Here is a 13,817-nt window from a genome sequence, read left to right on the forward strand (position 1 = left end):
TTAATCAATATATAACATGGCTGTGCGGTTTTCCGATCGGAAATAGCGCTTGCCAGAAAAAGCAGTAGCTTCTTGTAATAAATCCTCTTGGCTGTAGCCTTTGAGACGCTTACGACCATCAGCCAAGCCTTCTAAATCAGTCAAAGCTGTAAGACTTTCCACGTTCACAACTTCCTCGTCCCCGACAGGCTTCATGTAAATTTTTCCAGACTCTTCAAATACTAGTTGATGGGGAAAAATTTGCGCAATTTCAAAGAGCAAGTCATCTGAAATTTTCTCTTCATTTTCAAAGAAAATCCGACCAAGACCCTCACTCTCATAACAAAAACCAAAGGATTTACCAGATAGGTTAAGACGAATAAAAGGTTTGTTTTCAAGAGTGAAACTAGGTTCAGCATTGTAGAGATTCAGTTCTTGACTGACTTCTGCAAAATAATTCGTCGCAGCCTCAGGACTCTTTTTCTGGTAAAGTTCTGCAAAGTAAGCATTGACCACGCTAGGTGGAGGAGTGATTAGTGCCAACTGCTCCTGCTCTGTCTTGCCAGCTAGAAGCTGATCCAGATAGACCTTATCCAGACTTGTATAGCCCCCATATTTTAGAGCCAAGGTTTTAATATCAGTCATAAAATTCCTCTAACCTCCATTTATTTTTCTCGGAAATGTAGCCTGTAATGACTTCCCCATCATCTTGGTAGTCACGATCTTCCAGAATCGCAACACTTTCTAAATCATGAATCTTGTAAGACTTTGAAAAAGGTACGCGCAGGGTAAAGACTTCAAAAACATCCTTGATTTTCTCTAAAAACAAAGCCTGCAAATTCTCACGACTATCCTCAGACTTGGCAGAAATGAGGGCATAAGGCGTTTGGGTCGGCGTAAAATCCTCCACCAAATCCGATTTATTATAAAGGGTCAGACAAGGAATATCCTCCATGTCCAGGTCTTTCATGATGGACAGAACTGTTTTTTCATGTTCCTCATGGTAAGGATTGCTGGCATCGATAACATGAACCAGAAGGTCTACATGCTTGCTTTCTTCCAAGGTTGACTTAAAACTGGACACCAACTCTGTCGGCAAATCTTGGATAAAGCCAACGGTATCAGTTAAAGTCACCTGTAGATTACCCCCTAGATGGATACTCTTAGTCGTCGCGTCCAGAGTCGCAAATAGCTCGTCAGCCTCATACTGGGTCTTACTGGTCAAGGTGTTCATGATAGTTGACTTCCCTGCATTGGTGTAACCAATCAGACCAATCTTAAAGGTGCTAGACTCCAGACGTTTTTCTCTGACAGTCGCCCGATTTTTCTCAACCACCTTGAGCTGGCGCTCGATATCTGTGATTTGATTGCGAACGCTACGACGGTTCAGCTCCAACTGGCTTTCACCAGGACCACGGGAACCAATTCCCCCTGCCTGACGGCTGAGCATAATTCCCTGACCAACCAAGCGAGGCAAGAGATATTTGAGCTGAGCCAAATGCACTTGGAGTTTTCCTTCATGACTTCGAGCCCGCATGGCAAAGATATCCAGAATCAACTGCATACGGTCAATGACCTTAACACCCAGAACTTCTTCTAAATTGACATTTTGCCTTGGCGTCAGACGGTTGTTGACGATGACAGTGGTAATTTCTTCTGCATCCACCATGAGGGCTATTTCTTCCAACTTACCAGAGCCGACGAAGGTCTTGGAATCATACTTTTCACGTTTTTGTCTGTAGCTATCTACAACGACTGCCCCTGCCGTTTTCGCTAAACTAGCCAATTCTTCCATAGAGAGGTCAAAATTGTCCATGCCCTGCAATTCCACACCAATGAGCAGGACCCGTTCCTCTTTTTTCTCCGTATCAATCATCTAAAAACTCCTCTATCTGGCTTAAAATGCGGTCTTGCACACCAGATTCTCCTATTTGATAAAAGGTCACCTGCATGCGATTACGGAACCAGGTCAACTGACGCTTGGCAAAACGGCGGGTCGCCTGTTTGAGACTCTCACTGGCTTCTTCCAAGGTCTGCTCTCCACGGAAATACGGAAAGAGTTCCTTGTAACCAATTCCTTTAGCAGCCTGCACATCAGGGTAATGGTCAAAAAGCCACTTGGCCTCATCTAAAAGCCCAGCCTCAAACATCAAATCCACTCGATGATTGATTCGTTCATATAATTGACTGCGTTCATCATCCAAGCAAATAATCAATGATTCATACAAGGTCTCTTGATTTTCCAAATCCTGACCAAAATGGGCAATTTCCAAGGCACGCATAGCACGACGACGATTAAACTGGGGAATTTCAAGGCCTGCTTGCTCTACCAAATGGGCTAATCCCTCATCCGTATAAGGCTCCAAGCTAGCCCGATAGGCCAAAATCTCCTCATGGGGAGTCTCCCCACCCAGGTGGTAACCTTCTAACAAGCTCTGGATATAAAGCCCAGTCCCACCGGCGATAATGGCTAGCTTGCCACGGCTGTGAATATCCTCAATAGCCATCTTAGCTTCTGAAACAAAATCAAAAGCCGAGTAAGACTCGGTTACCTCTCTAACATCGATTAAATGATGGGGAACAGCTGCCTGCTCTTCTGGACTAGCCTTAGCCGTCCCAATATCAAGTCCTCGATAGACTTGCTGGCTATCTCCACTAACCACTTCGCCATTAAAACGCTTGGCCACTTCAATGGCAAGGGCTGTTTTTCCAACAGCAGTCGGTCCAACAATCACAATTATTTTTGTTTTCATCTTTTTTCCTTGAAAAATTCCCATTTTTTCGTTACTATTATTATAACACAAAAAGGTCAGTCAGAAAAATGTGACCTCTTGAAGGGGCTGGCTGATTAAGAAGATAAAGGAGGAAGACTCATGGCTAAAGGATTCGCTAAAGGTCTTGTAACAGGTGTCGCAGGAACTGTCGCTGCACTTGCAGGTGCAGTATACGCATTTAAAAAGAAAGTGATCGAACCAGAAGAGCAAAAAGCAGCTTTCATCGAAGAAAACCGTAAAAAAGCAGCTCGCCGCCGCGTATCACGTTAAGAAACAAAAGAAGTTGAGATTTATTGTCTCAACTTCTTTTTCTATTCTTTTATACTCAATGAAAATCAAAGAGCAAACTAGGAAACTAGCCGCAGGTTGCTCAAAACACTGTTTTGTGAGGTTGTAGATAGAACTGACGAAGTCAGCTCAATACATGATTTTGAGGTTGTTGATGAAGCGACGCTGACGTGGTTTGAAGAAATTTTCGAAGAGTTTTAAATAGCTAGGTCAAACTTCAACTGTGGCTTGACAGGGTCATAATCCACCAACTCAAAATCTTCCGCTTTGATATCAAAGAAGTTGGTTTTGTCTGGTACATTCAAGACCAAACGTGGTTGACAATTTGACGGTTCACGACGAAGCAATTCCTGAGCTTGTTCAAATTGATTGTCATAGATATGGAGGTTGTTGATAAAGTAGAAGAACTTCCCAACCTTCCAGCCAAAATGTTTGGCAATCATCATTTGAAGAGCCACATACTGCATAGCATTGATGTGGTGGGCCACCAGCATATCATTGGAGCGCTGGGTCAAGGTCGCATCCAGATAGATTTCCCCATCTACACGGCGGACATCAAACATAGTCTGAAAGGCACATGGGAGCAACCCATCTGTTTCTTCGAAAGCTTGGTAATCCCAAAGGGAGATAATGTTTCGACGGTTCCAAGGGTTGGCTTCTAACTGCTTGAGAATCTTATTGATGATGTCGTGTTTCTTAACAACAGCACCATAGCGCTCACCAATAGTTCCCGTATCTCCCACTTCCCAGTCATTCCAGTAGTGAACATTGTACTTGTCATTAAGCACCTCTAGGCTATTTGACTGGTCTTGGTAAATCCAGAGCACTTCCTTGATAGCTGATTTGATAGCGATAGGGCGCAAAGTTGTGATGGGGAATTCTCCTTTAGATAAGTCATACTCGGAAAAGGCACCAGTTACATATTTAGAGTTAGCAACTGTCCCATCCTTGTACTTGGGACGGGCCTGCTCAGAAAAGACACCGTCTTTGAGGATGCGTTCAATATTCTCTTTAAAAATCGTATCTGCTTTTGTCATTCTCTCTCACCTCATTTATTGTCCTAACTAGTATAGCATAAAAAAGAAAAGAGGAACATTACTAACTCTAGGTTAGCATTTTTCCTCTTTTATTATTTTATTGCAATACAAGTGATGCTGCTCCGATAACTCCAGCATCATTTCCTAGAGTTGCAAGAGCTAATTTAGTAGATGTGCGTACTTGTGGGAAACTATTTTCATCGTAGACTTTTTGAACACCTTGTAGAAGGAATTCTCCCGCAGCTGACACACCACCACCGATAACGATTGTTGATGGGTTTAGGATTGAACCGATGTTAGCACAAGCGATTCCCAAGTAACGTGAGAAGTTACGGTAAACAATCAAAGCAAGGTCGTCTCCTTCTTTTGCAAGGTCAAAGACAGTCTTAGCAGTTACTTCTTCTCCGTTATCAATCAAGCGTTTCAAGGCTGCATCGCCTTCGTATTCATCCGCATAGCGACGAGTCAAATTGACAATCCCTGTTGCTGAAGCAACTGTCTCAAGGCAACCTTTTTTACCACAGGTACATGCGATTGGTTGGTCAAAGTCAACAGTGATGTGGCCAAGCTCACCTGCTGCACCAGCCACACCGTGAAGCAATTTGCCTTCTGCGACAATACCACCACCAACACCTGTACCAAGTGTCATAAAGACAACATCTGGTTGGTTATCTCCAGCACCCATCCAGCGCTCACCAAGAGCTGCCACGTTGGCATCATTATCAATGAAAAATGGAATGCCCAAGGCTTTTTCAATTTTTTCTTTGATTGGTTGAAGGGTTTTCCAGTTCAAATTGTAGGCACCAATAACAGTTCCTTTTTCACGGTCAACCACACCTGGTGATCCCATTCCGATACCTTGGAAGTCTGCTGCTGCCAATCCAAGCAAGTCCAAACGATGTTGAATAGACTCAATCATATCATCTACGATATGACTTCCCTCATCCAAAATGTTAGTCTTGATAGACCATTTTTCTTGGATTTCTCCTGCTGTTGTTAAGATTGCAAATTTGATAGAAGTTCCACCAAGGTCAATCCCAATAATCTTTTGACTCATCATATTCTCCTTTTTCATTGTATAATAATTGAAAATACTTACAGCACTAGTATAACAAAATTCATTTACTTATGCAAAGGTTTGCATTAACTTTCTAAATTTTATCTGATTTATGGTTTCCAGAGACCTGAGGCATCTACATAGTAACGGCCTCCATCAACTCGCTCATTGACAGCCATTTTACCATCTGATTTCAAATAGTAATTTCCTTGCCATGCATTGCGAGCATAAGAACCATCAGATTTCAAATAATACCAAGCTTGATAAGAAGAATCATAAACCCACTCACCTTGTGCCATTTTACCGTTTGACTTAAGGTAGTAAGCTCCTTGCCATGCATTCTTTGCATAAGATCCATCTGATTTTAAGTAATACCAAGCCTGATAAGAATCATCATAAATCCATTCGCTCTGTGCCATTTGACCATCTTCTTTCAGGTAATAGCTTCCCTGCCAAGCATTTTTCACTGGATTTCCATTTCCATCAAAGTAGTACCAAGCGCCGTCCTGCTTAACCCAACCAATTGTTGTTGCTGAACTTGTATCAGTTTGAGTTGTAGTCTCTTGTTTTGCTTTAAAAGCACCCTTAGGGGCATTTTTCAATTCGCAAGCCACACCATCATGATCGCGGTCTAACTTGGCAGAATACCCAGGTTCTCCCTCGTGAAGATCCGAATAGCCATTAGCCCAAGCTTCCATACAGCTAGAAAAATGGATGTTTTCTTCTGCTAAAACTGGTTGTGAAAACAAAGCCAAAACTGGCAATGTCGCCAGACTTATTTTTAAAAATAGACGTTTGTTCATTACTTTCTCCTATAGGAATGTTATCGATTTCAATATTATTTTATCAAACTTATTTCAGCAATTCAAGAGTCTCTGTGGGCTTATCCTTCAATTGATTCCGAACTTCTTTCCAACTCTCTGCTGACTGCCCTAACCCGTGTAAAAATACCAGTTTCATCTAGTTCTCCTCTAGGCTTAATTCATACAAACCTCTCACTGCATTACAGCCATATATAGCCTCAGCTCGGGCTAAGTCTTTTAAAGTCAAGACTTTCTCTTCTACCTGTCCTGTTTCTAGTAAATGCTGACGATAAATTCCTGGTAAGATTCCCAGTCGGATAGATGGTGTATAGAGTTTCTCATCAATCTTCAGAACCAAATTTCCTATAGAGGTTTCAAGCAGTTCTCCAGACTTATTGTGGTAAATCTTCTCTTGTTCCCCTAAGCTCAAATGCGGTCGGTGGCTTGTTTTAAAATAGGTAAATGCTTGCTGCAAATTGGCTTCCTGAAGGCAAAGTTGAGCTTGACAGAAGCTTGAACTAAGGGGTGTTAATACTTGACGATTGACTTCTATCTCTCCAGATTTGCTAAGGCTAATTCGCAAGCGGTAATCTTGATTAGCATCACAAGCCTGACACTCTTCCTCTATCTTTTGTCTTAAGTCTTCTGCATCAAAAGGAAAGGCAAAATATCGACTAGCTTTTCTCAGTCTTTCCAAATGTTGTTCTTCAAACAACAAGTTCTTCTGGCTGATTTTCCCAGTCGTAATCAGCTGAAAACGAGCTTGTTTCCGATAGAGAACAGCCGCCTTTTGATGAACCTCGCGGTATTCAGATTCCCAAGTGCTATCCCATGTAATGCCTCCGCCAACTCCATAGATGGCTTTCCCTTGATGCAGTTGAATAGTTCGGATAGCAACATTGAAAATCCGTCGTCCATTTGGAAGCAAGAGACCAATCGTTCCGCAGTAGACTCCACGCGGTTGTGGCTCCAAGTCCTTAATGATTTCCATAGTCGCAATTTTGGGTGCTCCCGTTATAGAACCACAAGGAAAGAGAGAACGAAAAATAGAAACTAAATTAACATCTGCTCGTAACTGACTCTTGATAGTCGAAGTCATCTGCCAAACCGTTGAATACCGTTCTACTTGGCAAAGACGCTCCACGTGCTCACTCCCCACCTCAGAAATACGGTTCATATCATTGCGCAAAAGGTCCACAATCATCATATTTTCAGAGCGATTTTTAGGATCCTGCTCCAACCAACTGGCCTGGCCCAAGTCTTCTTGGTCGGTCACGCCACGCTGAGTCGTTCCCTTCATTGGTCGCGTTGTCAACTCGCGGCCATTTTGCTCAAAAAAGAGCTCTGGACTCATGGAAATCACTGCCATCTCGTCATGTTCCACATAGGCATTGTAGCCCGCCTCCTGCTCTACCACCATACGATTGTAGATGGCAAAAGGATTGGCAGACAACTCCTGCTTGAGTTGGACGGTGTAGTTGACCTGATAGGTGTCTCCCTGTCGTAAATGATAGTGAATCTGGGCAATCGCCTTTTCATAGTCTGCTGCAGACGTTACTTCCTGCCAATTTGAAGGCAAATCAACCTCATCATAAATCAGAGGAATAGGGGAAGTTTCTACCCTATCGTGAACAGTAAAATACAGTAGGTACTCTCCCAGTAAAGGAGCTTTATGAACTGCTAATTTCTCCTCAAAAGCGGGTGCAGCCTCGTAGCTGACATAGCCCACCACATAATAGCCTTGCTCTTGGTAGCTTTCCACTTGTGCCAGCAAATCTGCCACTTCTGCTATATTTCTCGTTTTCAACTCTTTAATAGGCTGGGTAAAGGTGTATCTCTCCCCCAAAGCTCTAAAATCAATCACTGTTTTTCTATGCATACCTTAAGTATAGCATAAAAAGGCAGATACAGACAAAGCTGATCTACCTTTTTACGATTTTATTCATCCCTATGCTTGTGGTGTAGTAAATAGATCACCAGAGAAACCGTCTGTGTTTTTAAGGAGTTGTTTGTATATTTTCCACTTGAGATTCTCTGTATATTGGTAATGATTCTTAATGTTCTTATCATCCATACCTGCAAGATCTTTGCTAACAGCTTCTTCAAATAAGGATTGTAACTGAGCATACGTTGAAATTTTCACTCCGTCTACCTCAATCTCAACAAAGCCTTTTTGTGCTTTATCATAAACTTCATGATACCAATGCTTCTTCCACTCTTCGAGATTTTGGAATTGATTCTTAGAAACTTTCTTGATAATGAAATCATCACCTAAAAGCCCTTTATTCTCTTTATTTGCAGCACCTTTTAACTTGTTAGAAACATAAGGAATAAAGCCATTTTCATATCCATAGTACCCCCACATACGGAAAGCATTATGTTTAAATGAAATAGACCCTACGGTGCTTTTACTTGTATTCCCTCCAAAGACACCTGCCATCATGTTTACAGGTTGATAAGAGCTATCAAAACCTTCTGTGCGGTAACGACCGTTCTTCGGCATACCATGAAGAGTTACAAAGTTATTCTCTACCAACTTGTCAATACTGTCAATAGGTAACTTCTTCTCTTCTTCTGTTAAATCACGTAATTTATCCCACTGATGCGGTTCTCCAATTAAACGGTTTCTATCTGCATTAGTGCGCCACTCTTTATCCATCTTCTTGAACCACTTAGAATTATCAGACAAATTTTGACGAATAACTGCACTAGCTTCTAAGTAGTCAAGCATCATCATAGACTCATTGTAGTTCTTCATGTAACTATCAATTTTCTCTCTACTATCTAACTTCTCAGGGTCATAATTGTAAAGCTGTTCACCATCATTTTTACGCTCATAAGCCATATTGATACCGAGAGCACCGTATTCACCATTGGTTGTTGACTTATCAGGTGTTTGCAACATGCCTTGAGCAAAGGCTTCTAAATCCGTACCTTCACGGTGCCAATCTCCACCGTAGTAAGCCATTCTATCATTGACGTGAGTAGTTTCATGAGTAAAGGCTGAGATACCGAACGGCTCCATCATATTTGTAACCATGAAATAAACTTGATCATCTTTCCAAGGACGTTCATAAATCTTCGCCATCGCTCCCATATTCCAGTTTATTTGGTGCCAACGATCAGTCGGGCCGAATAATTCACGAACTGGAGTTACTACTCGACCACCATCACCGTAACCCATACGGTTTGCACCACCTAAACCTACATAAACTTGATTATCCCAAACAGGAGTTGGTACAGAATTTTGACTCTTCAACAATTGATTCCGAACCTTTGGTAAGGCTAAGCGAGACCAAAAGTCTAAATAACGTTGTTGCGCTTTGGCTACTTTATCAATTTCCGATTTATAGGCATTACGCTCTTCTTCCGTATTCTTCCCATATTTTTCAAAAGAACTGAATGCCAAAGTGTTGTAAGTAGAAATGACAAAAATATGTGCTTTCTTCAAGTTGAGTAACGGTAAAATCATGCGACTATGCACGTCATTATTCAAACCGTCATAGATACGATGGCGCTTGTCTTTGAAATCCTCTGTAGTCGTCTCAGGCTCAGAAACATAAACGTTCTTTGCAGCATGAATAAACCAGTCATTTAAGTCGGTGTACTTAGTGAATAAACGCATGTTATAACCTAACAAGCCATTTAATTCCCCTTTTCCAATAGTACCACCAATAACTTCACGATAGGCTTCTAAACTTCTATCTCCTTTTAAATTCTTTTCTGCTGAACCTATACGAATCAAGAAATCTAAAATACTTGGTGTTTTACCATAAAAGTCTGGTTTAAACATCATCAAATGCTTAAAGTTCAAGCCATCATAGTCGATACCATAATAACGATTTAGATAAGTCAAGGCTAATATAATCTTAGCTTTATTATCTTCAACTTTCTTGAGAAGCGCCTTCTCAGCCACTTCATCACTGTTCAGTTGATGATCTTCATTTTCTAACAAGGACTTCACTAACTTATCTAACGTCTCTCTAACCTCAGCGAAACTTTCTTCTAGGTATAGAGATGCAGGGTTATTTGTAATAGCTTTAACCTCAGCAGAGTCTAAAGCAACAGAACTCAACTTCTCTTTAACTTTCATAATCAAAGAATCTCTGTTCTTATCAACCATATTAGGAGTGTAAACTACACCTAAATCATCTACATTATATTCTTTGACTTGTTTTACCCTAGAGTCCGAAACCGCAGATACCCCAAATTCTTCTTTGGTTCCATCGGCATAGTGAATCATGATTTTATCCACACTTGATAAATCAGTAACAAATTGCCCTGATTTCATACCCGTTACAGACAGAACGTTTTTCTTAACAAGATTGGACTTATCTGTTAACTTATTCCCTTGGTTTACAATCCACTCTTTATTATAGAACGGTTGAAGTTTTTCAATGTTGCGATAGGCTTGTTCACGTTCAACTTTGTAATCTTGCGTTGTCTTATACTCATTATCCCGTGTTGTGAGAGCGTTGAGTTTATTTACAATGGGCTCTGTAATTGCATATTTATCTGATGTGATAGCCAATTCTTTAATTTTCTTATCAGCTTCCTCTTGTGTTATAGGCTTAATACGATGCAATTCTTTAGAATGCTTGTATGATGAAGTACCCTTACTTACATCTTTTACAACGTAGTTTCTATTAACATTGTTACCAGTCCAATAAGGATCGGCACTGATATCATGTGAACCATAAAATATTTCTCCGGTTTCAACTTTCATCATTGAAACAGAATCTTCAATCGAACCATGCATGTTAAGACTTCCAACAGCACCGCCAACTTCAATTGGTTCTTCCACAACTATTGTACCTTTAACAACAGATTTTTTAATAGCTCCCTCTCTACCTACAGCATAGTTATCGCCTCCATTTTGCGACCAATACGCGATTCCTGCTGCTTTAGCTTTTTTACCTGTAATGTTAGCATCAACGTAAGCTCGTTCGATGTAACCCTTCCAGTTTTCGCCGACAATGCCAGCTAAGTATTGTCCACCGTTACCAACAGACGTAACATTACCAATAAATGCAACATTGACTAATCTGCCACCACTGTCAATTTTATCGATAAATCCAGATACCCAGTCACGACCAACTACATCACCTGTAACTTTAACATTTTCAATAGTAGTTCCACCTTTAATGACATTAGCAATTGGTGCAATTTGATTTTCTCCCGGCATGTTAATATTCACATTAGCAAGATTTATATCATGAATATGACCACCTTGAATGTTTCCAAATAATGGACGACTTATATTATGGATTGAATAACGTCCACCATCAACACTTGATAATTTACCTTTAAATACGGATGTTACGTAAGATTTACCATTACCTTTAACATTTGCTGCATTCAAGTCTGCACCAAGTTTAAACTCACCCGTTGGATTAGCTTGCATATCTTTTACAAGTTCATTGAAGTTGTAGTATACATTATTTACTTTTGGTAATTGTTTTTCAAAATAATGAACATATTCTTCACTCAGTGTATCATCAGCTCTACGTTGAACTAAGTCTGGAGCTTTGGCTACAACTTTGTACAATGTTTTTCCATCAACAACAACTTCTTCAACTGAACTTACCGCAAGTCTTGTCACTTTGTTGTCATGAGTTGTCACACGTAAATACAATGGGGAAACATCTGTCGGTTTTTCAGATAATAAGCTCTTATCAGTTTCGTTACCCTCAGCATCAACATTCATTAAGCTTGTTTCTTTAATGTTTTTGATTTCAACTTTTTTAAGGTCTAATTGAATTTGTTTATCTTCTAATGTTTCAGTTTCTTCGCCTTCTCCACGATCATAAACCATTGTTGTAGATAGAGTGTAGCCTTGATAATATTTCAATTTATCTAAAGTAACGTTTAATTTATTTTCAGCAACCGTTACTTCTTTAACAAGTTGTCCATCTTTATCTTTTAATGCTAATTTGATGGATTTGATTTCTACTCCAGCTGGTTTTGTCAATGTATAACTAGCTGTCGCACTCTTCTTCAAGACATCTTTTTCAGTATTAGCCCATTGTAAAGTAGGTTTTTCTAACCCTTTTGTACCATTCTTAATAATTTTATCTTGAGGTTGTAAGATAACTTTTTCTTCTACTGTTGGAGCATCTTTTGTTTTTTCTCCTCGAATTGTTTTATACGTTTCAGTAATTTGTTTCTTACCGTTTACACCTTCTTGAGCAACTGTAGTTGTTCCACGTTTTAAAGTGTCATCATCTTCTGTTTTTGTAGCAAAAGGAATGGCTTCTTCTCTTGTTTCAATTGTTGTTCCTTCAACTGGTTTTGTTCCTTTTTTAACGACTTTAGAAACGGCAGGCGTTTTCACTTCTGTAGTTGTAGAAAGAACTTTATCTGTCTCTACACCTTCCACTGTTTCGTAAGTTGTTTTCGTAACTTGAACTCCTTTAGCCCCTTGACGTTCAACAACTTCTTCATCTACATATTTTGTGTCATCCGGAACTACTTCTGTTGTGAAATCTAATTCACTTTCGGTAGACTTCTCAACTGTACCTGTTGTTACTTTATATTCTGGGTTTACTTCTTGTACTGGTGCTTGACCTTCTTTGCCTTCTTCTTGCGTCCCCTTAGCTGTTTTGGTCTCCTCTTTTGGTTCTACAGTTTCTTCAGCCTTGGTATCTGGAGTTGACTCTTCTTGTTTCGGTGTTTCTTCCGCAGTCTTCTCTTCTTCAGGAGCTTCTGGTTGCTTTTCTGGCTCGACTGGTGCCATTGGTGCCTTTTCGCCTTCACTTGGCGCGACTGGTTCACCTGCTTGTTCAACTTTTAGTTCCTCAGCTGGTTCCGTTTGTTTTTCTACAGCAGGCGTTTCAACTTTTGGTTCTTCAACAGGTTGATTAGCAGCCTCATCTTTTGTTTCTACTACTTCTGGCTGTGCATCTTCTTGTTTCGGTGTCTCTTCCGCTCCCCTATCTTCTTTAGGATCTTCTTGTTGTGATGATTCTTTTGGTATCCTTGGTTGCTCCGGTTGTGTAGGTTGCACGGGTTGTTCTGGGACTTTTGGTTGTTCTACTGGTGGTTCAACTTTTGATTCCTCAGCTGGTTTGTCTGATGGTTGACTTTCCGGTTTGACTGGTGTTTGTTCATCTGTTTTTGAATCAACTACTCCACTTACTTCTTCAACTGGAGCTAGTTCTGCTGAAGCTTCTTTTTCATCTTTTCCTTTAGGGAGGGGTTCGTCAGTAGGTTTCACCTCCGATTTTGGTTCTCCCTTTGGACTTTCTTCTGTTTTAGGTGCTTCTTCTTTTGGAGCTTCCTCTGTCTCTACTGCTTGGTTTTCTGGCTTAGCTTGCTCCTGATTTATTGTTACTTGGGGATTCTCAACTTCGATTACAGTCACCTCTCCAGGTTTAGCTGAGGCTTCTTCTAAAACAGTGTCCAAGCCAAGCGTTTTGAGGATGTCACCTGATAGATAACCAACATAGCGATAGCCCTCCATTTCAACAACACCCTCTCGACTAGCCGGTGCTAGAGTAGCAACTGGGTCTACAGCTCCTGCACTAGGAAGAACTACCAATCCCATAGCTCCAACTAGAAAGACGCTGGCAATTTTCTTTCTCTTGTAGATTAAAAGCAAGCTCCCAACAGTCAGCAAACCAAAAGCTGTCAAAACAGATGCTTCTGTCCCTGTTTGTGGCAGCTGGTCTTTTTGATACACCAAACCATATACAACTTCATTCCCATCAGGCTTTCCTGTCTGGATTAAATCCTTAGCTTCTTGTGAAATAACCTCTTTATCTACATAGTGATAGGTGGCTGCGTCCACTACAGAAGGAGCCATCAAAAGGCTTCCGAGAAATACAGAACCTACAACTCCCTTAATCTTACGAATTGAAAAACGGTCTTTTTTAAACAC

Annotated in this window: 10 protein-coding genes and 1 pseudogene; 2 read left to right on the forward strand and 9 right to left on the reverse strand. The window is 40.7% G+C overall.

Annotation, left to right across the window (positions count from 1 at the left end):
• Genes ACLV7Q_RS07510 through miaA form a run of 3 tightly spaced genes read right to left on the reverse strand, consistent with a single transcriptional unit; the run spans window position 1 to window position 2,732 of the window.
• On the reverse strand, window positions 1-624 hold the full coding sequence (locus ACLV7Q_RS07510) for a cystathionine beta-lyase (RefSeq protein ID WP_218757680.1): 624 nt from the start codon (window positions 622-624) through the stop codon (window positions 1-3).
• Entirely contained in the window at window positions 617-1,855 is a 1,239-nt protein-coding gene (gene hflX, locus ACLV7Q_RS07515; protein ID WP_218757681.1) for a GTPase HflX, read from the reverse strand. Before hflX ends, ACLV7Q_RS07510 begins: the two co-directional genes overlap by 8 nt.
• Window positions 1,848-2,732 (reverse strand): tRNA (adenosine(37)-N6)-dimethylallyltransferase MiaA, encoded by an 885-nt coding sequence (gene miaA / locus ACLV7Q_RS07520; protein WP_218757682.1) that lies wholly within the window; start codon window positions 2,730-2,732, stop codon window positions 1,848-1,850. The genes hflX and miaA overlap by 8 nt, the downstream gene beginning before the upstream one ends.
• A 120-nt stretch (window positions 2,733-2,852) precedes the next feature.
• On the opposite strand from miaA, the gene ACLV7Q_RS07525 reads away from it, so the two are divergent.
• Window positions 2,853-3,023 carry a DUF3042 family protein gene (locus tag ACLV7Q_RS07525; protein WP_001051777.1) on the forward strand — a complete coding sequence of 57 codons (171 nt, stop codon included), beginning with the start codon at window positions 2,853-2,855 and terminating at the stop codon, window positions 3,021-3,023.
• Between the two features lie 96 nt (window positions 3,024-3,119).
• Entirely contained in the window at window positions 3,120-3,242 is a 123-nt protein-coding gene (locus ACLV7Q_RS07530) for a hypothetical protein (RefSeq protein ID WP_263595532.1), read from the forward strand.
• Here the strand turns inward: ACLV7Q_RS07530 and ACLV7Q_RS07535 are convergent.
• The 6 genes and pseudogenes from ACLV7Q_RS07535 to ACLV7Q_RS07560 form a co-directional block, all read right to left on the reverse strand.
• Entirely contained in the window at window positions 3,239-4,078 is an 840-nt protein-coding gene (locus ACLV7Q_RS07535; protein ID WP_218757683.1) for a thymidylate synthase, read from the reverse strand. The genes ACLV7Q_RS07530 and ACLV7Q_RS07535 overlap by 4 nt on opposite strands.
• Window positions 4,079-4,175: 97 nt before the next feature.
• Window positions 4,176-5,135: an ROK family glucokinase gene (locus ACLV7Q_RS07540; protein WP_033684051.1), complete on the reverse strand. Its 960-nt coding sequence runs from the start codon at window positions 5,133-5,135 to the stop codon at window positions 4,176-4,178.
• A 110-nt stretch (window positions 5,136-5,245) separates the two neighbouring features.
• Window positions 5,246-5,938, reverse strand: a complete 693-nt coding sequence (locus ACLV7Q_RS07545) for an excalibur calcium-binding domain-containing protein (protein WP_218757684.1) — start codon at window positions 5,936-5,938, stop codon at window positions 5,246-5,248.
• Window positions 5,939-5,996: 58 nt separating this feature from the next.
• Window positions 5,997-6,095 (reverse strand): annotated as a pseudogene (locus ACLV7Q_RS07550) (alpha/beta hydrolase); the annotation flags it as partial.
• A complete protein-coding gene (gene pabB, locus ACLV7Q_RS07555; RefSeq protein WP_218757685.1) occupies window positions 6,096-7,817 on the reverse strand; it encodes an aminodeoxychorismate synthase component I in 1,722 nt (573 codons plus the stop codon).
• A gap of 69 nt (window positions 7,818-7,886) precedes the next feature.
• Entirely contained in the window at window positions 7,887-13,817 is a 5,931-nt protein-coding gene (locus ACLV7Q_RS07560; protein ID WP_411866002.1) for a ZmpA/ZmpB/ZmpC family metallo-endopeptidase, read from the reverse strand.

This window comes from Streptococcus mitis (assembly GCF_965111725.1).
Classification (GTDB): domain Bacteria; phylum Bacillota; class Bacilli; order Lactobacillales; family Streptococcaceae; genus Streptococcus; species Streptococcus mitis_DV.